This window comes from Pseudomonas sp. B21-012, assembly GCF_024749305.1.
GTDB lineage: Bacteria > Pseudomonadota > Gammaproteobacteria > Pseudomonadales > Pseudomonadaceae > Aquipseudomonas.
In genome coordinates, this window is the sequence record NZ_CP087197.1 from 3,023,481 (window position 1) to 3,044,683 (window position 21,203).

The 21,203-nt window shown below is 63.5% G+C and carries 23 protein-coding genes; 19 read left to right on the forward strand and 4 right to left on the reverse strand.

Annotated elements, in window-relative coordinates; translation table 11 throughout:
• Positions 1-52: 52 nt before the first annotated feature.
• A complete protein-coding gene (locus LOY37_RS13695) occupies positions 53-691 on the forward strand; it encodes a pentapeptide repeat-containing protein (protein WP_258714951.1) in 639 nt (212 codons plus the stop codon).
• Here the strand turns inward: LOY37_RS13695 and LOY37_RS13700 are convergent.
• On the reverse strand, positions 688-1,314 hold the full coding sequence (locus LOY37_RS13700) for a response regulator transcription factor (RefSeq protein ID WP_258714952.1): 627 nt from the start codon (positions 1,312-1,314) through the stop codon (positions 688-690). The genes LOY37_RS13695 and LOY37_RS13700 overlap by 4 nt on opposite strands.
• A gap of 161 nt (positions 1,315-1,475) precedes the next feature.
• On the opposite strand from LOY37_RS13700, the gene LOY37_RS13705 reads away from it, so the two are divergent.
• From LOY37_RS13705 to LOY37_RS13755, 11 genes are all read left to right on the forward strand, one after another.
• Positions 1,476-2,141 (forward strand): response regulator transcription factor, encoded by a 666-nt coding sequence (locus LOY37_RS13705; protein WP_045201960.1) that lies wholly within the window; start codon positions 1,476-1,478, stop codon positions 2,139-2,141.
• Positions 2,142-2,687: 546 nt separating this feature from the next.
• Complete coding sequence (locus tag LOY37_RS13710) at positions 2,688-3,749, forward strand: 3-deoxy-7-phosphoheptulonate synthase (protein ID WP_258714953.1); 1,062 nt, start codon at positions 2,688-2,690, stop codon at positions 3,747-3,749.
• A gap of 115 nt (positions 3,750-3,864) precedes the next feature.
• A complete protein-coding gene (locus tag LOY37_RS13715) occupies positions 3,865-4,146 on the forward strand; it encodes a peptidylprolyl isomerase (protein ID WP_010226518.1) in 282 nt (93 codons plus the stop codon).
• A 93-nt stretch (positions 4,147-4,239) separates the two neighbouring features.
• Positions 4,240-6,093 (forward strand): extracellular solute-binding protein, encoded by a 1,854-nt coding sequence (locus tag LOY37_RS13720; RefSeq protein WP_408980655.1) that lies wholly within the window; start codon positions 4,240-4,242, stop codon positions 6,091-6,093.
• Positions 6,090-7,148: a microcin C ABC transporter permease YejB gene (locus tag LOY37_RS13725; RefSeq protein ID WP_213601185.1), complete on the forward strand. Its 1,059-nt coding sequence runs from the start codon at positions 6,090-6,092 to the stop codon at positions 7,146-7,148. Before LOY37_RS13720 ends, LOY37_RS13725 begins: the two co-directional genes overlap by 4 nt.
• Positions 7,148-8,170, forward strand: coding sequence for an ABC transporter permease (locus LOY37_RS13730; RefSeq protein WP_093382701.1), 1,023 nt, complete (start codon positions 7,148-7,150; stop codon positions 8,168-8,170). The genes LOY37_RS13725 and LOY37_RS13730 overlap by 1 nt, the downstream gene beginning before the upstream one ends.
• A gap of 29 nt (positions 8,171-8,199) precedes the next feature.
• Positions 8,200-9,591 (forward strand): sigma-54-dependent Fis family transcriptional regulator, encoded by a 1,392-nt coding sequence (locus LOY37_RS13735; protein WP_258714954.1) that lies wholly within the window; start codon positions 8,200-8,202, stop codon positions 9,589-9,591.
• Positions 9,592-9,824: 233 nt separating this feature from the next.
• A complete protein-coding gene (locus LOY37_RS13740; RefSeq protein WP_258714955.1) occupies positions 9,825-11,216 on the forward strand; it encodes a GntP family permease in 1,392 nt (463 codons plus the stop codon).
• A 10-nt stretch (positions 11,217-11,226) separates the two neighbouring features.
• Positions 11,227-11,997 carry a 3-hydroxybutyrate dehydrogenase gene (gene hbdH / locus LOY37_RS13745; protein WP_258714956.1) on the forward strand — a complete coding sequence of 257 codons (771 nt, stop codon included), beginning with the start codon at positions 11,227-11,229 and terminating at the stop codon, positions 11,995-11,997.
• A 57-nt stretch (positions 11,998-12,054) separates the two neighbouring features.
• On the forward strand, positions 12,055-12,534 hold the full coding sequence (gene eco, locus LOY37_RS13750; RefSeq protein ID WP_258714957.1) for a serine protease inhibitor ecotin: 480 nt from the start codon (positions 12,055-12,057) through the stop codon (positions 12,532-12,534).
• Between the two features lie 182 nt (positions 12,535-12,716).
• Positions 12,717-12,992 (forward strand): peptidylprolyl isomerase, encoded by a 276-nt coding sequence (locus tag LOY37_RS13755; protein ID WP_007932676.1) that lies wholly within the window; start codon positions 12,717-12,719, stop codon positions 12,990-12,992.
• Here the strand turns inward: LOY37_RS13755 and LOY37_RS13760 are convergent.
• Positions 12,989-13,249, reverse strand: a complete 261-nt coding sequence (locus tag LOY37_RS13760) for a DUF1652 domain-containing protein (protein WP_045201943.1) — start codon at positions 13,247-13,249, stop codon at positions 12,989-12,991. The two genes, LOY37_RS13755 and LOY37_RS13760, sit on opposite strands and share 4 nt — an antisense overlap.
• Before the next feature lie 276 nt (positions 13,250-13,525).
• On the opposite strand from LOY37_RS13760, the gene LOY37_RS13765 reads away from it, so the two are divergent.
• Positions 13,526-15,871, forward strand: a complete 2,346-nt coding sequence (locus LOY37_RS13765) for an autotransporter outer membrane beta-barrel domain-containing protein (RefSeq protein WP_258714958.1) — start codon at positions 13,526-13,528, stop codon at positions 15,869-15,871.
• Here LOY37_RS13765 and LOY37_RS13770 read toward each other — a convergent pair.
• Complete coding sequence (locus tag LOY37_RS13770) at positions 15,868-16,494, reverse strand: LysE family translocator (RefSeq protein ID WP_258714959.1); 627 nt, start codon at positions 16,492-16,494, stop codon at positions 15,868-15,870. The genes LOY37_RS13765 and LOY37_RS13770 overlap by 4 nt on opposite strands.
• Before the next feature lie 306 nt (positions 16,495-16,800).
• On the opposite strand from LOY37_RS13770, the gene LOY37_RS13775 reads away from it, so the two are divergent.
• From LOY37_RS13775 to LOY37_RS13785, 3 genes are all read left to right on the forward strand, one after another.
• Positions 16,801-17,532, forward strand: a complete 732-nt coding sequence (locus tag LOY37_RS13775; protein WP_045201935.1) for a hypothetical protein — start codon at positions 16,801-16,803, stop codon at positions 17,530-17,532.
• Positions 17,533-17,639: 107 nt separating this feature from the next.
• On the forward strand, positions 17,640-18,449 hold the full coding sequence (locus tag LOY37_RS13780) for an AraC family transcriptional regulator (RefSeq protein WP_258714960.1): 810 nt from the start codon (positions 17,640-17,642) through the stop codon (positions 18,447-18,449).
• A 79-nt stretch (positions 18,450-18,528) separates the two neighbouring features.
• The gene (locus tag LOY37_RS13785; protein WP_258714961.1) at positions 18,529-19,155 is read left to right on the forward strand and encodes a LysE family translocator; all 627 of its coding nucleotides are present in this window, start codon (positions 18,529-18,531) and stop codon (positions 19,153-19,155) included.
• On the opposite strand, the gene LOY37_RS13790 is transcribed toward LOY37_RS13785, so the two are convergent.
• A complete protein-coding gene (locus LOY37_RS13790; RefSeq protein WP_258714962.1) occupies positions 19,133-19,828 on the reverse strand; it encodes a metallophosphoesterase in 696 nt (231 codons plus the stop codon). The genes LOY37_RS13785 and LOY37_RS13790 overlap by 23 nt on opposite strands.
• A gap of 85 nt (positions 19,829-19,913) precedes the next feature.
• Here LOY37_RS13790 and LOY37_RS13795 point away from each other — a divergent pair, with 85 nt between their 5' ends.
• The 3 genes from LOY37_RS13795 to LOY37_RS13805 all read left to right on the forward strand — a co-directional run bounded on the left by LOY37_RS13795 (position 19,914) and on the right by LOY37_RS13805 (position 21,179).
• On the forward strand, positions 19,914-20,435 hold the full coding sequence (locus LOY37_RS13795; protein WP_258714963.1) for a DUF3016 domain-containing protein: 522 nt from the start codon (positions 19,914-19,916) through the stop codon (positions 20,433-20,435).
• A gap of 63 nt (positions 20,436-20,498) precedes the next feature.
• Positions 20,499-20,837 carry a hypothetical protein gene (locus LOY37_RS13800; protein ID WP_258714964.1) on the forward strand — a complete coding sequence of 113 codons (339 nt, stop codon included), beginning with the start codon at positions 20,499-20,501 and terminating at the stop codon, positions 20,835-20,837.
• 15 nt (positions 20,838-20,852) lie between these two features.
• The gene (locus tag LOY37_RS13805) at positions 20,853-21,179 is read left to right on the forward strand and encodes a DUF2388 domain-containing protein (RefSeq protein ID WP_045201922.1); all 327 of its coding nucleotides are present in this window, start codon (positions 20,853-20,855) and stop codon (positions 21,177-21,179) included.
• Positions 21,180-21,203 lie beyond the last annotated feature (24 nt).

Consider the following 21,203-nt stretch of genomic DNA (forward strand, 5'->3'; position numbering starts at 1 on the left):
TGTTGGAGCGGGCTTGCCCCGCGATAGCCCTCTCACAGCCCAGGAGATCCCCATGAAATACCTCCCGCTCTTGCTTACCCTCGCCTGCACCGCCGCCCTCGCCGACGACGACGCGCCATTGACCATCAACGGCTGCACCATCGCCCAGGAGAGCCAGTGCCCCAACGCCAACCTGCGCAACGCCGACCTCAGCAACCAGGACCTGCGCAAAATGAACCTGGCCGGTGCCGACCTGCGCGGGGCGAATTTGCGCCACGCGCGCCTGGACCTGGCCAACCTGGAAAAAGCCCGACTGCAAGGCGCCAACCTCACCCGCGCCAGCCTGCAGCAAAGCAACCTGCGCCTGGCCGACCTGCGCGATGCCAGGCTGATTGCGGTACAGGCCTGGGGCATGTTCGCCCAGGGCGCCAACTTCGAGAACGCCGATTTGAGCGCCGCCTACCTGGAGTTCGCCCGCCTGTCCGGGGCCAAACTGCACAACAGCAAACTGCAGGCCGCCGACCTGGAAATGACCTGGTTGAGCAAGGCCGACCTCAAGGGCGCCAACCTTGCCGATGCCAATCTGCAAGAAGCCAAGTTCGGCGAAAGCAACCTGGAGCAGGCCGACCTGCGCGGCAGCCGCCAGCATTACGCCAACTTCCAGGACAGCAACATGCAAGGCTGCCAGGGCTGCCCGACCTCCTGGGACTAGGTAACCACCCGCAGCAAGCCGGCCTCGATCGCCAGGCGCACCATCTGCGCCTGGGAGGCCACCTGCAATTTGCTTTTGAGCAGGGTCAAGTAGTTGCTCACGGTCTTGCTGCTGATGCACAACTGCTCGGCGATCAGCCGGGTCGGCGTGCCCTTGGCCAGCATCAGAAAGATTTCCGTTTCACGTTGGGTCAGGCCGTGAATGCCAGTATCGCCTGGCTGACAGACAAGCTCGGTGGCCAGTGCCTGTTCGATGTAGGCATGCCCGCAAAGCACCCGGCGCACCGCTTCAAGCAGCACGGCAGGCTCCGCCGCCTTGGACAGGTAACCACAGGCGCCGGCCGCCATGGCCTGGCGCACCAGGCCAAGGTCGGTGTGCTCGCTGAAAAACAGCACGCGCAGTTGCGGCAGGCGCTGGCGCAGGCGTCGGGTGGTTTCCACGCCGCTGATACCCGGCAAGTCAACGTCCATGATCACCAGCCCCGGCAACTGCTCGCCGACCTTGGCCAGCGCCTCTTCGCCACTGGCCGCCTCGATCACCGCCATGCCCTCCAGGCCCTGTTGCAGCGCCGCGACCAGGCCCAGGCGCAGCATCGGGTGATCATCCACCAGCAATATCGCCATCTTCGCAGCTCCCGCAGGTTTGCCCCATGCTAGAACGCACGCCTGGGCGCCCGCCTACTACTTTGGTACTGTTTTGCTTGTCGATGGTCGCATTCCCAAAGCGTTGCACCTGGCCTGTAATGAAGGGGTGCAGCACAACCACAACAATAAGGTGCAAAGCCATGTACAAGATTCTGATCGCCGACGACCATCCGTTGTTTCGCGAGGCCATCCACAATGTCATCAGCGACGGCTTTCCCGGCAGCGAGGTGATGGAAACCGCCGACCTCGACAGCGCCCTGGCGATCACTGGCGATCATGACGACCTCGACCTGATCCTGCTCGACCTGAACATGCCCGGTATGCACGGCCTGGGCGGTTTGATCAACCTGCGCAACGAGGCGCCGACCATCCCGGTGGTGATCGTCTCGGCCGAACAGGACAAGCAGGTGGTGCTGCAGGCCATTACCTACGGCGCCGTCGGCTTTATCACCAAATCCTCGCCACGCTCACAGATGACCGAGGCCATCGAGCAGATTCTCAACGGCAATGTCTACTTGCCGCCGGACATCATCCGCACGCAAAAGAGCAGCAGCCGGCGCAACCAGGGTGACCATCAGGGCTTTGCCCCCGAGCTGCTGCAAGCCCTGACCCGCAAGCAGTTGCTGGTGCTCGAACGCATGACCAAGGGCGAATCGAACAAGCAGATCGCCTACAACCTCGACATCGCCGAAACCACGGTCAAGGCTCACGTCTCGGCGATTTTGCGCAAGCTCAACGTGCACAACCGCGTGCAGGCGATCCTCAGTGCCGGCGACATCGACTTCACCGCTTACCTGCGGCGATAGTCACGCTCCATGACAATCATGCAAATTAGCCATTGAAACCTGGGCAAGGCCTGAAGTAAGCTCGGGCACATCAACTGGAGAGTCACATGTCGCACACCACCCTCACTCACGCTTGCAGCACTGGTCGCCTGTCGCGCCCCGTGGCCGCTGCCGAGTGCGCGACTGTCTCCCCGGCAGCGTTTTATTTTGGGTATTGGTTTAGCCACAGGCGCCGCTGATACCCTCACCGGCGCCCACTTTCAAGGGGCCGCCGAACACGAGAATACTCAACCCCCGGTCGGCCCCCCGACCGGGGGTTTTGCGTTTCAAGGCCCCGGCAATCAACGAATCACATTGAGGAACAGAACATGAACTACGCCACTTACCGTTACCAAAGCTTCAACTTCTGGCGATTTAGCCAATCCCGTTCGGGCCAGCCTGCCGCCTCCGATCGGTCACTTGTTGGTGGCACACATACACATGACGCCAATCCGGCCAACTGTCGAACACCTCGATAGGGCCGAGCGCGCGGGCCAGACCCCGCCAGCCGCCCAGGGAATTCACACCATGCAATCGTCCACCCTCGCTCTGCCACTGTCCGAACCCAGCGCTGCCAACAGCGCCGTCAGCCAACGCCTGCCGAGCCCGATGTTGCTCAAGCAGCAAATGCCGCTTTCCCCCACCCTCGCCGCCCAGGTCGAAGCCCATCGCCAGGCCGTACGCGCCATCCTCGATGGCCACGACCAGCGCCTGCTGCTGATCGTCGGCCCGTGCTCGCTGCACGACCCGCGCTCGGCCCGCGAATACGCCCAACGCCTGGCCCGCCTGGCCTCGGAGGTCAGCGACAAGATGCTCCTGGTGATGCGCGCCTACGTCGAAAAGCCGCGCACCACCGTCGGCTGGAAAGGCCTGGCCTACGATCCGCACCTGGATGGCAGCGACGACATGCACGGCGGCATCGCGCTGTCGCGCGGGCTGATGCTGGCCATGCTCGAATGCGGCCTGCCGGTGGCCACCGAGCTGCTGCAACCGATGGCGGCCGGCTACTTCGATGACCTGCTGAGCTGGGCGGCGATTGGCGCGCGCACCACCGAGTCGCAGATTCACCGTGAAATGGTCAGCGGCCTGGGTTTGCCGGTAGGCTTCAAGAACGGCACCGACGGCGGTGTTGGCATTGCCTGCGACGCGATCCGCAGCGCCGCCCACGGCCACCGGCACTTCGGCATGGACGTGCAAGGCTACCCGGCGATTGTCGAGACCCTGGGCAACGCCGACACCCACCTGGTGCTGCGCGGCGGCAGCAAGGGCCCGAACTACGACCGCCAGAGCATCGCCCTGGCCCGCCAGGGCCTGGCCAAAGCCGGCGTCGCGGCACGGATCATGGTCGATTGCAGCCACGCCAACAGCGCCAAGGACCCCCTGCGCCAGCCGGCGGTGTTCAACGAGGTGCTCGAACAGCGCCTGCAGGGCGATACCTCGCTGATCGGCATGATGATCGAGGGCCACCTGTTCGACGGTTGCCAGACACTGGGCACGCAGCCGCTCAAATACGGCGTGTCGATCACCGACGGTTGCCTGGGCTGGGATTCGACCGAGCGCTTGCTGCGTGAGGCGGCTGCGCGCTTGTGAGCCGTATCACGGGGCAAGCCGGGCGCCGCAGCGAAGCTCCCACTTGCCCCGCGACAACTATCAGCCAACCCGCATTTACGTTAGGCTTTACGTTTTACCCCAAGGAGCCACTCCCATGGCCAAAGCCACTGCCCGTCACATCCTGGTTGCCACCGAAGACAAGTGCAACGAACTCAAAGCCCAGATCGAAGCCGGCGCCGATTTCGCCGAAATCGCCAAAGCCAACTCCACCTGCCCATCGAGCCGCCAGGGCGGCGACCTGGGCTCGTTCGGCCCGGGCCAGATGGTCAAGGAGTTCGACACCGTGGTGTTCAGCGCGCCGGTCAACACCGTGCAAGGCCCGGTGAAGACCCAGTTCGGTTATCACCTGCTGGAAGTGACCAGCCGTCAGGACTGATCACTACTCTGCAAACCGGCCTCCAGGGCCGGTTTGCTCGCGCAAGTGACCTGCTAAGCTTCAGCCACAGTCGTGGTTCAGGTGGTCAGGCGCTTGCGAATTGCTCCCTTCCCCTTCTTGTTGTTCGTCTTCGGCCTGGCCCTTACCTGGTCATGCGCTGCCACGCCAGCGCCGGTCCACGCCCTGACGGTATACGGCGAAGCACCGCGCTATCCGTCCAGCTTCCAGCACTTGCGCTACGCCAACCCCGATGCGCCCAAAGGCGGCAGCCTGCGCCGCTCGGCCATCGAAATCGGCCAGTTCGACCACATCATTCCCTACATCGACAAGGGCATCGGCGTTGCCGAGGTCGATGGCTGGCTGTATTCGCCGCTGGCGGTGCGCTCCCAGGATGAGCCCTACACCGTGTACGGGCTGGTGGCGCAAAAGCTTGAGCGTGATCCGCAAGGGCTGTGGCTGCGCTTCTATCTTGACCCGCGTGCGCGCTTTGCCGATGGCCAGCCGATCCGCGCCGAGGATGTGCGCTACACCTTCTCGCTGTTGATGCGCGCCGGCAGTCTCAAGTACCGCACCCAGTTCGCCGATGTCTCTGAGGTAAAGGTCGAGAACCCGCGCCAGATCATCTTTTACTTCAAGAACAACCAGAACCGCACCTTGCCTCTGGACCTGGCGACCCTGCCGGTGCTGCCCGAACACTGGTGGAAAGACCGCGATTTCGCCAATGGCGCAGGCTTCGAGGCGCCGCTGGGCAGCGGCCCGTACAGCGTCGGGCGGGTCGACAACGGCCGCAGCATCACCTTCGAGCGTAACAAGAGCTGGTGGGCGCGCGACCTGCCGGTCAACCGTGGCCGTTACAACTTCGACCAGGTGCGCATCGAGTACTTTGGCGACACCGAAGTGGCGCGCCAGGTGCTGCGCGGCGGCGGCTTCGACTACAACCGCGAGTTCTCGGCCACCGCCTATACCCTCGGCTACGCCAGCCCGGCGCTGGACGATGGCCGCCTGCAGCGCGCGCACCTGGCCAAGGACGCCCCGCAAACCGCCCAGGGCTTTGTCTTCAACCTGCAACGCCCGGTGTTCAAGGACCGCCGGGTGCGCCAGGCGCTGGGCCTGCTGTGGGACTTCGAGTGGAGCAACCGGCAGATGATGCGCAACCTGTACATTCGCCAGCAGAGCTTTTTCGCCAATACCGAACTGGCCGCGCGCAACCTGCCCGACGCCCAGGAGCTCAAGCTGCTGGAGCCGTTGCGCGGGCAGATACCCGACGAGGTCTTCAGCCAGGTGTTCGAAGCGCCGCGCAGCGACGGCTCGGGGCTGATCCGCGACCAGCAGCTACAAGCCCTCGAACTGCTCGAAGCGGCAGGCTGGCAGCCGCGCGGTGATCAACTGGTCAATGCCCAGGGTGAACCGCTGAGCTTTACCTTCCTCAACGGCCAGGCCGGTTTCGAACGCTTGCTGCTGCCGTGGAAGCGCAACCTGGCGCAGATCGGCATCACCCTGGAGATCCGCCGCATCGACGCCTCGCAATACGTCAACCGGCTGATGGCCCGCGACTACGACCTGATCGTCACCGGCTACCCGGTGTCGCCGTCGCCCGGGCTTGAGCTGTACAACTATTTTGGTTCGGCGGCGGCCAGCGACCCCGGCTCGAACAACTACATGGTGCTCCAGGACCCGGCCGTGGACCGCTTGCTCGACGGCCTGGTCAAGGCCGAAACCAAGGCCGACATGCTCCGTCATGCCCATGCCCTGGACCGTGTGCTGAGCTGGAACTACTACTGGATTCCCAACTATTACCCACCCGGCTCATCCACTGTCTGGTGGAACCGCTTCGGCCTGCCCAAGGTGCAGCCGAGCAACGACGAAGGCCTGGACAGCTGGTGGCAAGTCAGCCCGACGCCGCTGACCAACGTGCAGATGGCCGAGCGCCTGGGGAGCCGGCCATGATCGGCTACATCCTGCGCCGTCTGCTGCTGATCATCCCGACCTTGCTGATTATCCTGCTGGTCAATTTCGTCATCGTCCAGGCTGCCCCCGGCGGCCCGGTGGAACAAGCGGTAGCGCGCCTGCAGGGGATCGGCGGCGGTGCGCCGGGTGCCAGCAGCGAAACCCTGCACGCAAGCTCCAGGGCCAGCCGTGGCCTGGACCCCAAGCTGCTGGAAGACATCAAGCGCCAGTACGGTTTCGACAAGTCGGCGCCCGAGCGCCTGTGGCTGATGCTCAGCCAGTACGCCCGGCTGGACTTCGGCTCAAGCTTTTTTCGCGGCGCCAAGGTCACCGACCTGATCCTTGAGAAGATGCCGGTGACCCTGTCGCTGGGTTTCTGGGCCACACTGATCACCTACCTGGTGTCGATCCCGTTGGGGATCCGCAAGGCGGTGCGCCACGGCACCGCGTTCGATGCCTGGAGCAGCAGCCTGATCGTCATTGGCTACGCCCTGCCCTCGTTCCTGTTCGCCCTGCTGCTGATCGTGCTGTTTGCCGGCGGCACCTCGCTGAACTGGTTTCCGGTGCGCGGGCTGGTGTCGGAAGATTTCGACCAGCTCAGCCTGTTGGGCAAGATCGCTGATTACTTCTGGCACCTGGTGCTGCCGGTGGGCGCGCTGGTAATTGGCGGCTTTGCCACCCTGACCCTGCTGACCAAGAACGCCTTTCTCAACGAGATCACCCGCCAGTACGTGATCACCGCCCGGGCCAAAGGCCTGAGCGAGCAACGGGTGCTGTACGGGCATGTGTTTCGCAACGCCATCCTGCTGGTGGTGGCCGGCATTCCCCAGGCGTTGATCAGCGTGTTCTTTGCAGGTTCCCTGCTGATCGAGGTGATCTTCTCCCTCGACGGCCTGGGGCGCATGAGCTACGAGGCGGCGGTGGCGCGGGATTATCCGGTGGTGTTCGGCTCGCTGTTCATCTTTACCCTGTTCGGCCTGCTGGTGCGCCTGATCGGCGACCTGTGCTACACCCTGGTCGACCCGCGCATCGACTTTGCCACGAGGGCGCACTGATGTTCAGCCTGTCGCCGGTATCGCGCAGGCGCCTGCAGCGCTTTCGGCGCAACCGTCGTGGCTGGGTGTCGCTGTGGCTGTTTGCCTTGTTGCTGCTGGTGAGCCTGGGGGCGGAGCTGGTGGCCAACGACAAGCCATTGCTGTTGAGCTATCAAGACCAGCTGTATTACCCGGCGTTCAAACGTTACAGCGAGCAGCAGTTCGGCGGCCAGCTGCCATTCCAGCCGGACTACCGCAGCCAGTACGTACGCCAGCTGATCGAAGGCCAGGGCGGCTGGATGCTGTTTGCACCGGTGCCGTTCAGCGCCGATACACCGAACTACGATTTGCTGGTGCCCGCCCCCAGCCCGCCGTCGGCGGTCAACTGGCTGGGTACCGACGACCAGGCCCGCGATGTACTGGCGCGGGTGCTGTATGGCACTCGGGTGTCGATTCTGTTTGCCCTGGCGCTGACCCTGATCAGCACCCTGATCGGCATCGCCGCCGGCGCCTTGCAGGGCTACCACGGTGGTTGGGTCGACCTGATCGGCCAGCGCTTGCTGGAGGTCTGGTCGGGGCTGCCGGTGTTGTACCTGCTGATCATCCTCAGCGGCTTTGTCGAGCCAAACTTCTGGTGGCTGCTGGGGATCATGGCGCTGTTTTCCTGGCTGGCGCTGGTGGACGTGGTGCGCGCCGAGTTCCTGCGTGGGCGCAACCTCGAGTACGTGCTGGCCGCCCGTGCCCTGGGCCTGCCTGACCGTTGGGTGATCCTGCGGCACATTTTGCCCAATGCCATGAACGCCACCCTGACCTACCTGCCGTTTATTCTCACCGGCGCCATCACCACCCTCACCGCCCTGGATTTTCTCGGCTTCGGCATGCCCGCCGGCAGCGCTTCGCTGGGCGAGTTGGTGACCCAGGGCAAGCAGCATTTGCAGGCACCGTGGCTGGGCTTTACCGCGTTCTTTGCCCTGGCATTGATATTGTCGCTGTTGGTGTTCATTGGCGATGCCTTGCGCGAAGCCTTCGATCCACGGGCATAATCGCAGCCTTTACCCCGGCGGAGCGGCCCATGCAGGACAGTGACAGCCTCAAGGACTATCAGCAGGTGCGCCTGCTGGCGATTCGTTCGCTGTTCGAGATCATCGAGCAGTCCAGCGAAGGCACGATCATCGTCGACCGCGATGCGCGCATTGTCTGGATGAACCAGCGCTATGCCCGGCGCTTTGGCCTTGAAGACGCCAGCAGCGCCATCGGCCAGCCGTGCGAAAGTGTCATCCCCGGCAGCCTGATGCGCGAGGTGCTGAGCAATGGCCGGCCGATCCTGCTTGACATGCTCGACACCCCCAAGGAGCCGCTGGTGGTCATGCGCCTGCCGGTGCACGACGCCGCCGGCACGCTGATCGGCGCTATCGGTTTTGCCCTGTTCGACGAGCTGCGCAGCCTCTCGCCGCTGCTCAAGCGCTACGCCAGCATGCAGCAGGAACTGGCCTCGACCCGTTCGTTGCTGCGCGCCCGCCAGGCCAAGTACAGCTTCGCTCAGTTCATCGGCACCAGCGCCGCCAGCCTTGAAGTCAAGCGCCGCGCCCGGCGTGGCGCCAGCAGTGACTCACCGGTGTTGCTGCTGGGTGAAACCGGCACCGGCAAAGAGCTACTGGCCCATGCCATTCATGCCGCTTCGCCGCGGGCGCACAAGGCGTTTGTCAGCATCAACAGCGCCGCAATCCCGGAGACGCTGCTCGAAGCCGAGTTCTTCGGCACCGCCCCGGGCGCCTTTACCGGCGCCGAGCGCAAGGGCCGCCCGGGCAAACTGCAGATTGCCGAGGGTGGCACGCTGTTTCTCGATGAAATCGGTGACATGCCCTTGCCGCTGCAAAGCAAGCTGCTGCGCGTCTTGCAGGAGAAGGAATACGAGCCGGTCGGCTCCAACCAGATGATCCACAGCGATGTGCGGATCATTGCCGCCACCTCCACCGACCTGCAGGCGGCCATGGCCCGTGGCGAGTTTCGTGCCGACCTGTACTACCGCTTGAACGTGCTGCCGATCCAGGTGCCGCCGCTGCGTGAACGCCTGGAGGATTTGCCAGCGTTGAGCGAGGCGATTCTTGAAGAGCTGGGCAGCCAGCACGAGCTGGACGATGGCGCCCAGGCGCTGCTGGCCCGGCATGCCTGGCCGGGCAATATCCGCGAGCTGCGCAATGTACTGGAACGGGCGACCTTGCTGGCCGATCAAGCGCGCCTGGGGCTGGGCGATGTTCAGGCGGCGCTGGGCGACCTGGCGCCGCTGCCGGTTGAAGCCGCCACGTTGAGCTATAAACAGGCCTGTGCCGATTTTGAGCGGCAGTTACTCGAAAACACCCTGGCGCGCTGTGCCGGGAATGTACCGCAAGCGGCGCGGCAGCTGGGGTTGGGACGCTCGACGCTGTACAAGAAACTGGTGGCGCTGGGGATCAAGTCTCAATAAAGAGATATGTGTTTCTTTTTTGAGATTGTTATCGCGGGGCAAGCCCGCTCCCACCGGGAAGATGTCCGACGGCAGGAGCGGGCTTGCCCCGCGAACCGTTCAATCTCAATTCAGAGACTTTCATCTCAAAAAAACAAACTATATCTATATAAATCAACAGCTTAAAGAGTTGGCACGATTCCCGCTATCGCCTCCTGACCAACAAAAACAAGATGCACCCAAGGAGACACTCGATGAGTGTGATCATCGCCCTGGCAGCCCTGGCGCTGCTGATGCTGGCTGCCTACCGTGGTTATAGCGTTATCCTCTTCGCCCCCATCGCCGCCCTCGGCGCGGTGCTGTTGACCGACCCTTCGGCAGTCGCCCCGGCCTTTACCGGGGTGTTCATGGAAAAAATGGTCGGCTTTATCAAGCTGTACTTTCCGGTGTTCTTGCTCGGCGCGGTGTTCGGCAAGCTGATCGAGCTGTCGGGTTTTTCGCGCTCGATCGTCGCCGCCGCCATCCGCCTGCTTGGCACCCGCCAGGCCATGCTGGTGATCGTGCTGGTCTGCGCCCTGCTCACCTACGGCGGCGTGTCGCTGTTTGTGGTGGTGTTTGCGGTGTACCCGTTTGCCGCCGAGATGTTCCGCCAGAGCAACATCCCCAAGCGCCTGATCCCGGCAACCATTGCCCTGGGCGCGTTTTCGTTCACCATGGATGCGCTGCCCGGCACCCCGCAGATCCAGAACATCATCCCCAGTACCTTCTTCAACACCACCGCCTGGGCCGCGCCCTGGCTGGGCCTGATCGGTACGCTGTTCGTGTTCTGCACCGGCATGCTTTACCTGCAGCGCCAGCGCAACAAGGCCCAGCGCGCCGGCGAAGGCTACGGCAGCGAGCTGCGCAACGAGCCGGAAACCGCCGCCGACCTCAAGCTGCCCAACCCGCTGCTGGCACTGTCGCCACTGCTGCTGGTAGGGGTGATGAACCTGCTGTTCACCCACTGGATTCCGGCCTGGTACGGCAAGACCCATAGCCTCAATTTGCCAGGCATGAGCGCGCCGGTACAGACCGACATCGCCAAACTCACGGCGATCTGGGCGGTGGAAGCGGCCTTGCTGCTGGGCATCCTGCTGGTGCTGGTGGCAGGCTTTGGCGCGATCAAGAGCCGCCTGGCCGAGGGCAGCAAAAGCGCGGTCAGCGGCGCCTTGCTGGCGGCGATGAACACCGCGTCCGAATATGGCTTTGGTGCGGTGATTGCCTCGCTGCCGGGCTTTCTGGTGCTGGCCGACGCGCTCAAGGCGATCCCCAATCCGCTGGTCAATGAAGCGATTACCGTGACCTTGCTGGCCGGTATCACCGGCTCCGCGTCCGGTGGTATGAGCATCGCCCTGGCAGCGATGTCCGACAGCTTCATCGCCGCCGCCAATGCGGCCAACATCCCCCTTGAAGTGCTGCACCGGGTCGCGGCCATGGCCAGCGGCGGCATGGACACCCTGCCGCACAACGGCGCGGTGATTACCCTGCTGGCGGTCACCGGCCTGACCCACCGCGAGGCCTACAAGGATATTTTCGGCATTACCCTGATCAAGACCCTGGCAGTGTTCGTGGTGATTGCTACGTTCTATGCCACCGGTATCGTCTAAGGAGCACCTCATGAGTCTCAATGGCAAGACAGCAGTCGTCACCGGCTCCACCAGCGGCATCGGCCTGGGCATCGCCCAGGTACTGGCCAAGGCCGGGGCCAATTTGATCCTCAATGGCTTTGGCGATGCCCGCGCGGCGATTGCCGAAGTCGCCCGCCACGGCACCCGGGTCGGCCATCACCCGGCCGACCTTAGCGATGTGGCGCAGATCGAAGACCTGTTCGCCTATGCGGAACGCGAGTTCGGCGGCGTCGATATCCTCGTCAACAATGCCGGCATCCAGCATGTGGCAGCGGTCGAAGACTTCCCGGTGGGGCGCTGGGATTCGATCATCGCCGTCAACCTCTCGGCAGTGTTCCATGGCACCCGCCTGGTGCTGCCGGGCATGCGTGCGCGCAACTGGGGACGGATCGTCAACATCGCCTCGGTGCACGGCCAGGTCGGCTCCACCGGCAAGGCCGCTTATGTCGCCGCCAAGCACGGGGTGGTCGGCCTGACCAAGGTGGTCGGGCTGGAAACCGCCACCAGCAACATCACCTGCAACGCCATTTGCCCCGGCTGGGTACTGACGCCGCTGGTGCAGAAACAGATCGATGATCGCACCGCCAGCGGAGTCGATCCTCAGCAGGCCCAGCACGACTTGCTGGCCGAGAAGCAGCCGTCGTTGGCCTTTGTCACTCCCGAACACCTGGGTGAGCTGGTATTGTTCCTCTGTAGCGAGGCTGGCAGTCAGGTTCGTGGCGCTGCCTGGAACATCGATGGCGGCTGGCTGGCCCAATGACGGGCAGCCTTGCACCCTGGCTGCGGCATCGTGTTTTTTTATCTGCAAGGAGGCCTTATGCGCCCACGCTCCCTCACCGCGTTGTTCACCCTGACCCTGGCGGCCGCTACTTCGGTACAAGCTGCCAGCCTCAAGGATGTAGCGCCCTACCCCGAGGCCGAAAAAGGCTTTAGCCGCCAGGTGATCCACCTGCCAAAACAGGCTGACGAGTCGGCCTACAAACTCGAAGTGCTGGCTGGCAAACAGCTGGAAGTCGACTGCAACCGCCAGCACCTGGGCGGCAACCTCGAAGAACAAACCCTGCAAGGCTGGGGCTACAACTACTACCGCCTGGAAAAAGTCTCGGGCCCGGCCTCGACCCTGATGGCCTGCCCGGACGGCAAGAAGAAACAGGCGTTCGTGCCGGTGGTTGGCGACGGTTTCCTGCTGCGCTACAACAGCAAGCTGCCGGTGGTGGTGTATGTGCCGGAAGGTGTTGAAGTGCGCTACCGCGTGTGGTCGGCTTCGAGCAAAGTGAAAAAAGCGACAGTGGAATAAAGCGCTGCTGCTTGAATAACAGCCCTGTGGGAGCGGCGGTGCGGTGCAAACAGGTACTGTATGCCTTTCGCCGGCACCGACGCCCTGGCCAACCCCGAAGCCCTTGAGCAATTTCGTGACCGCCAAGCGCTTCGCGATCAGGCATAATGCGCGGTTTTTACCCGTTGCGAAGGTAGGTTCAGATGAAAGCACAGGCCCGGCACATTCTGGTCAAGACCGCTGAAGAGGCCGAACAGCTCAAGCAACGCATCGCCAAGGGCGAGGCGTTCGATGTGCTGGCCAAGAAGTACTCCACCTGCCCGTCCGGCAAGCGCGGTGGCGACCTGGGCGAAGTGCGCCCCGGGCAGATGGTCGGCGCCATCGACCAGGTGATTTTCAAAAAGCCACTGCGCACCGTGCACGGCCCGATCAAGAGCAAGTTCGGCTATCACCTGGTGCAGGTGTTCTACCGCGATTAAAGGCTGTCGCGACGCCGTTGCAAGCGTTGACTGCGCTGGTCTTCAAGGTCATTGCGCAGGCCGACGATCAGGTTGGAAATCGCCCGGCTGCTGGTCAGTTGCTCGGCACTGATGCCGGTCACCAGCAAGTCGACCCGCTCACAGCTGCGGTCGAACACCCGCACGGTCAGCGAGCGGTCGGCAGCCAGGGTGCATTGGCAGCGGGTGGGTAAAAAACTGCTTTCTATGATGTTGCGCAACTCCAGGGTCGAGAGCATCGGTACATCTCCTTGGCAGGTGGCGGACAGCGGTTCCGTGTTGCCCGGTCCAGCCCCAAGACTAGGCCATATTTCCCAGGCGAATCAGACCCTTTCACTATAAGCACCTGGCGCTTTTACCGACCGGCGGACGGTAGCGGCCATTCGCCACCTAGCATTTTTGTCAGTTGCCGATATTGCGGATTGCTCTATACCTGCAAAGCAAGACCCGTCCGGTACTAACAAGGTGGCTGGACAGCCAGTGGGCCAATGCCTGGAAGATATGGAGCCTGCCTGATGCGAATTTCGCTTATCGCGGTACTCAGCGCCCTACCCCTTGCGGCCCTGGCCCAGAACCTGGTGGTCAGGCCCGGCGATACCCTCGGTGTGGTCGTGCAGACACCCTTGGTCGATGACTTCCTGATGACCGGTGGCACCCTGCAATCCCTTGCCCAGGGCGATGGCCGCGATACCTTCAACATGTCACTGGGGCAGATCATCGGTGCCTTCGAAGACGGCGACATCGCATTCTTCTCTGGCGGCCGCATCGGCCGGGTCGACATGAAGCTGGACAACAACATTTTCAGCATGTCCGGCGGCACCATCGTCGGCAACCTGGTCACCGGCTTTGGCAATGACCAGATCTTCCTCAACGCCGGGTTCATCGGCGGCAACATCAGCACCAGTGGCGGCACCGATGTCTTCGTGATTACCGGCGGCACGCTGCAGGGCAACCTGCTGGCGAGCTTTGGCAATGACTCGCTCAAATGGCAAGGCGGCATCATTCGCGGCAGCGTCGACATGGGCGGCAACGATGATGTGGCAGCCCTCGAAGGCCTGGGCAGCACGCTGCTGAACATCACCGTCAACGGTGGGGCCGGCATCGACAGCCTGACCTTCAACAACAGCCAGCCGGTGGGGGGCGACCGTTATATCAATTGGGAGTCAGTCAGCCTGATCAACGCCAGCCTGTTCAAACTGGATAACACCCTGACCCTGGGCGATGCCAGTGCCGTTGCCGCGCCCACCCGCCTTGACATCGACGCCAGCAGTTCGCTGGTCTCGCGTACCGGGGTGATCAGCCCCTTCACCGCCGGCCAGCAACTGACGGTCAACAACAGCGGGCTTATCGACCTGAGCAGCGGCGGCGATGCCCAAGGGCGGTTGACCATCAATGGCAACTACACCGGCAACGGCGGCACCCTCAAGCTCAACAGCGTACTGGCCGGCGATGGCGCGCCATCTGATCGGCTGGTGGTCAGCGGCGGGAGGATCTCCGGTAGCACCAACCTGCAGATCAGCAACTTGCGCGGCGCCGGTGCGGTAACCAGCCAGAACGGTATCCAGGTGGTCGAAGCCATCAACGGCGCCACCAGCAGCAACACCGCCTTCGTCCAGACACAGGTGTTGTCGGCCGGGGCGTTTGACTATCGCCTGTTCAAAGGCGGGGTGACTGCTGATAGCGTGAACAGCTGGTACCTGCGTTCCACCGTCGTCGTGCCCACCCCGTTGCCGGAGCCAGTTACACCTGTTGAACCCGGTACGCCGGTTGACCCCGGAACACCGGTTGATCCTGGTACGCCAGTCGAACCCGGCACACCGGTTGTGGTGGTGCCGCCGCCAATCCCTGGCCCTGCTCCCGGCCAGCCTGACTTGCCGCCACCGCCGGCGCCCGGCGTGAGCATCCCGCTGTACCGCCCGGAAGTTGCCGTCTATGCCGCTGCGCCCCGGGCTGCGGCATTGATTGCACGCTCGGCGCTGGGCACCTTTCACCAACGTCAGGGCGACCAGAGCCTGCTGAACCAGGATGGCGCGTTATCGGCCAGCTGGGGCCAGGCTTATGGCGACAATTTCCACCAGAGCTGGTCGGGCACTGTCAGCCCAAGCCTGGATGGTAGCCTGTACGGCTTCAAGGTTGGCCAGGACCTCTATGCCTGGCTCAACGACGATGGCATGCGCCAGCACGTCGGCATGTATGTCGGTCACAGTCGCCTGAGCGGCGATGTAAAGGGCTTCGCCCTGGGCTTTGAAGACAACAAGGTTGGCGACCTGAAACTCGACAGCGACAGCGTTGGCGCCTACTGGACCCTGATCGGCGCGCAGCCATGGTATGTCGATGCCGTGGTGCAGTATTCCGACCTCGACGGCCGGGCCAAATCCGATCGCGGCGACAAGCTCGACCTCAACGGCCACGCCTGGACAGCTTCATTGGAGGCCGGCTACCCGTTCCCCCTGTCGCCCCGCTGGACTATCGAGCCACAAGCGCAGCTCATCGCCCAGAAAGTCTCGCTCGACAGCGCCAACGACAGTGTCGCCCACGTCAGTTTCGACGCCCAGACCGAGCTCACCGGGCGCCTGGGCGTGCGCCTGGAAGGCAACTTCAAACCCGCTGCCATGCCCTTGCAACCCTACTTGCAGGCCAATATCTGGCACGGCGATGGTGGCCGCGACACCCTGACCTTCGACAACCTCGACAAGGTCAAGACCGACTACCGTTACACCTCCATGGACATCGGTACCGGCCTGGTCGCTCAGGTCAACCAGAACTTCAGCGTGCATGTCGGCATCGACTACGCCACCAACCTCGACGCCAACCAACAGGAGCGAGTCGGCGCCAACCTCGGTTTACGCCTTAGCTACTAGGCGCGCCGCGCTGCCAGCAAGCCGACCCCGGCGCAGCCGAGCAGCGTAGCGCTGACCCGGTTGAATAATCGGCGTGGCCCGGGCTGGCTGAACCAGCGCTGCAGGTAGGCGCCCAGCCAGGCATAAATCGCGATGGCCAGCCACTCCAGCAGCAGGAACAGCCCGCCCAGCCAGGCGAACTGTTCGGCCACCGGCACCGGGCTGGCGACGCTGACAAACTGCGGCAGGAAGGCGGTGAAAATCAGAATCGCCTTGGGGTTGCCCGCCGCCACCCAGAACTCCTGGCGCGCCAGGCGCAAGGCACCGCGGCGTTGCCCGTCAGCCGCCAGCGCCTCGCCCACCGGCGCCCGCCACAGCTGCCAGGCGATGTAGAACAGATAGGCTGCGCCCAGCACCTTGACCACCAGGAACAGGTATTCGCTGGTGTGCAGCACCACTGCCAGGCCCATGGCCGCCAGCACGATCATCCCGGCAAAGGCCAGCAGCCGGCCAATACCTGCCACACAGGCAATGCGCAGGCCGTAGCGGCTGGCATTGTTCAGCGACAACAGGTTGTTAGGGCCAGGGGCCATGTTCAGGGCAAAGCAGGCCGGGATGAACAGCGCGAGGGTGGACAGGTCCATTGGGGGCTCTCCGGTGACAGGAGCGACAAGGTTCCTGCGCGCAGCGTTGCCGGGTCAAGGTACAGCTGAGGGAAAAAACTGTGTGCCTGGCAATACACCCTGCCCCTTTGCCAACAAGCACTTGGCTTGCGGCTAAAGCGATTCGCTTGAACGTGCCGCACCAGTGATAGCAAAACAATATCAGCGCTCACCTTGGGCTTGGCTATACCTCCCTCTGGCACATACGTGCCCGGGTGCACGGAGGCTGCACACAGGAAAGCAGCGCACCGTCACCTGCCCTGTCAACGCTAGGAAAAGGACATTTCCATGGAAAGCATCGGTGTACTCGCCACCCAGACCAACTGGAACGGTGGCCAACGTCTTACCCTCAATGCCGGCGATACCGCCACCTGCACTACCCTGAGCCCGGGGCAGTTGTACGGGATCTTCATCTACAACTCGGCGCAGAACCAGACCAGCGCCACGGTCAATGTGAACTGGAGCAACAGCCAGCCGCCTTGCCCGATCACCGTGCCTGGCACCACCGCCAATGCCGGCCTTGCCTCAATAGGGTTTGTCTCGGGTACGGATACCCAGACAGTCTCGGTGTCGATTGCCCCCAACAGCGGCCTGGCCCAGGTGGATATCTGGCTCGGTAGCGTCAGCATGCCGATCAACACCGCCGGCTTGAACAACCAGGCGTTGCAGGCCAATGGCGAGCTCTACCCGTTCAGCAAGTACAGCCGCTACTACGCAGTGCCACCTTCAAAATGGATGAGCCTGACGATTGCCAGCAAGATCACCCAGTTCGTCTCCTGTCAGTTCCGCGAGGAAAAGGCCGTCGTCTACGTGATCAATGAAACCTCGAACGGCTTGTTGTCGGGCCAGATCACTTCCATCGGGCCAACCGCCAAGACCGCTGGCGTGGTGACCATCCTGCCAACCAGCTTGCAGAGCATCACCAATACCCTGCAGGGCGATGGCAGCCAATGGGTGTGGATGGATGCCGATAGTGCGCAAGATTCGCAATCGGCCAGCATCGCCTTGCAGTCCATGTAATTTCGCCTGAGCTTGCGCAAACGCCCCTCCCGGCAACGTGAGGGGCGTTTGTTTTAGCCGGTGGATTGCGGATAAGCTGCAGGCTTCGCCCCCTTGAGGCTGTCGTGATGCTGCGGGCCACCGGCAAAAACCCTACCCTGTTCTGGCGTGACCCGGCCCTGCCCTTTGTCGAGAGCCGCCGCGCCTGCGACAGCCGTGCCTGCTACAAGGCGCACAGCCACCCCACGTTCTCGATTGGCGCGGTCGATCAGGGCTGCAGTGTGTTCACCGGCGCGGGTAAAGCGCAAATGCGCCTGTTGCCCGGCACCCTGGTGTTCGTCCCGGCGCACTGCGTGCATGCCTGCAACCCCGAGCCCGGGCTGAGCTGGAGCTACCAGATGCTCCACCTCGACGCCGGCTGGCTGCAAGCCCTGCGCCTGGAGTCGGCCCTGGCCCCGCAGGTTCAGGCAAGGCCTGCGCGGATCACCCGCAACCCTTCTACCTATGAGCGCTTTACCCGGCTCAACGACTTGCTGTTCTCCGAGGCCTGCGCCGGTGTGAAAGAGGCCGCGCTGATCGAGTTCATCGGTGATCATGATGACCAGGCGCCAGCCACCACAGCTCAGGCGCTTGAACACCGCCTGCAACCCTTGCTCGAGCGCCTTGCCCAGGAAGACGCCAGCAACCTGTCGCTGGGCGAACTGGCGAGCAGCGCCGGCATGGGCCGTTACCAACTGATCCGGGCGTTTCGCGCCGCCACCGGCCTCACTCCCCATGCCTGGCAGTTGAACCTGCGCATCAACCGTGCCCGCCAGTGGCTGCGCAAGGGCCAGGACATGGCCGACATTGCCTACCGCCTGGGTTTTGCCGACCAGAGCCACTTCCAGCGGGTGTTCAAGGCCCATACCGGGGTGACGCCCGGCCTGTACCGCAGCTGAGCGCGCAATTTTCTTCAATACAGGCGCTGCAGCCGCTACGGACAATCAGCAACCCTCTTGCTGAAGAAGTCCGAAACCGATGGAGCAGTTTTTACTCATTGCCGCCGCGCACTTTCTTGCCTTGCTGTCACCCGGCCCGGATTTTTTCCTGGTCGCGCGCACCTCCATGAGCGCCGGCTGGCTGAAGGCAACCGGCGCCTGCCTGGGCATTGCCATGGCCAATGGCGTGTTTATTGTCGCAGCCTTTGCCGGAGTGTCGGCGCTGCGCCCGGACAGCACGCTGTTTGTCCTCGTCCAGTTGGCCGGTTGCGCCTATTTGCTGTACCTGGGCGTGCTGTTCCTGCGCCATGCCGGTGCCAGCGCCCTGACCCCGGTGGGCGATGACCTTGTACGGCTAAAGAACCCGTGGTTCCAGGGCCTGGTGATGGGCTTGGTGTCGGGGATTCTCAACCCGAAGAACGCGCTGTTCTATGTCAGCCTGGCCAGCATGGTCGCGGCCAGCCAGGCCAGTGCTGGCTGGAAATGGCTGTATGGCCTGTGGATGTTCAGCGCGGTGTTGCTGTGGGATGTGCTGGTGGCCGCGGCCATTGGCAACCTGCGGGTACGCCGGCGCTTTGCCCGGCTGCTGCCCTGGCTTGAGCGGGTGTCGGGGGTGGTGCTGATGCTGATGGCGCTGGGGGTGATCATTCACCTGGCCTGGCGGTGAGCACCGTAAGGCTGGCGAGGTCGAGCAGGCTGAACTGGCCGCTGGCCCAGCCGCCGGTGTCGATATGCCAGATATTACCCAGCACCCGCACCTCACGCTGCGGGGTGTGCCCGACCACCAGCGCCCGCAGCCCCTCAACGGGCGTCTCATCGCCAGCAGCCAGGCGCTTGCGCGACCATTGGCAAACTTCCTGGACCTCGCTCGGTGGCGTGCTCACCAGCAGCTCGCGTAATTGCGACCAGTGGCGGAACGGGCAATCGGCATGCAGCAGGGCGATCAGCCCGTCTGCGGTTTCCACCTCAAGGGCCAGCGGCAGGCGCCGAAAGCGCTCGGCAAAGCGCGCCTGTTCATCGCTGTCCAGGGCCAGGAACCAGCCGCCGCCGGCGGCGCGGTACTGGCTGTAGTCGAGGGTGCCGCCATCAACGTGGGTGATCGCCAAGGCTTCATGGTTGCCCTGCACCGCGTGGAACCACGGCTTGGCCAGCCACTCCAGGGCCTGCGGGCACTCCGGGCCGCGGTCGACCAGGTCGCCAACGCTGAACAGGCGGTCTACCGCCGGATCGAAGCCAATAGCTGCCAGCCGCTCCTGCAGGCGTGAAAAATGCCCATGGATATCGCCCACGGCCACGTCCCGCCCGCGCCTGTTGGCTGTAAACCGCTCGATCCTGCGCACTGCCGACTCCTCTGTTTTCAATCCGTACAGGCGTACAATGAAGCCTGTGCAGCACACTGTGCAAGGCTGCACCTGGAGGTGAATCATGCGCCCTGCCCTGACCCTGGCCACCTTGAGCCTTTTGGCCTGCAACAGCCTGGCGCAACCGGCGGCCGCGCCCAACGTCGAAGTCACCTTCGACAAACCCGAACACTTTCGCGACGCCAGCCTCGACAGCAACGGCTACCCACGCGGCGCCGATGCCTATGTGATGAAGGAACTGAGCGCCTACCTGGTCAAGCTCGGCCAGCGTTACCTGGCGCCCGGCCAGAGCCTGCGCATCGACATCCGCGATATCGACCTGGCGGGCCAGTACGAACCGTGGCGGGCCAATGCCTATTCAGTGCGGATCATGCGTGACGTCACCTGGCCCAGTATCGACCTGCACTATGCCCTGTCGCAACCCGGCCAGGTTGTCAGCCAGGCCGATGCCCATGTGAGCGACAAGTTCTACCTGCAGCGCCCGGGCCGGCGCGCCGACAGCGACCGCCTGTATGCCGAAAAGGCCATGCTCCAGGAGTGGTTTCGCAAGCAGTTCAGCGTGCAGCACCAGACCTCGGGCTTTTAGCCATCAGCTGTTATGCTGGCGGTTTTCCAGCCGTCAGAGGACGGCCCGCAAGCAAGGACGCTTATGCGCAAACGCTCTCGCCCGTGGGATAGCAACGACCTGGGAGTGCTGGCCCTGGCCATCGCCGCGCTGACTGGCGCCTTATGGCTGACCCTGTCGTACTGGATAGACCAGGAACGCGGCTGGGTCCGCATGCCCCGGGGTGGTCGCACGGGCTCCGGCTACATCACCTACTACGCCGACCTGCAGCCAGAAGAATTCCACCGGGCCCTGTTGTTCAACCTGTGGTTTGCCGGCGCCTTGCTGATCGCCGGCCTGCTGCTGGGCTGGGCGGTGACGAAAATGCGCCGCTATCCGTCATACAACCGTCACACAGTTTCACGCAACACCCCTCTCAAGTAACGGAGCGGCATTAACATGGACGTGGGCAAGATTGCAGCACTGCTGGTGGTGCTGGGGCTGGCAACGCCGGCCTGGGCCGGTGAACCGATCGAGAACCCGATCGAACGCAGCACCATGGTGGTGGCAATTGGCGTCAGCGTCGTCGTGGCCAGCCCGTTTATCACCACCACCGGTGCGCCGGCGCTGTTCAAGTCGGCCAAGGATGACGCCACCGCGTTCGTCGGCTCCGACGGCGCCATACGTGGCGTCGCCTTCGAACGGGCGGTGCAGGAATACCGGGCCGGCAGCGGCCCACGGCCGATGAGCGACATGCAACTGGCCCTGGCCATCGTCACCCTCTAGCGGCGCCGAACCTGACCCTGACCA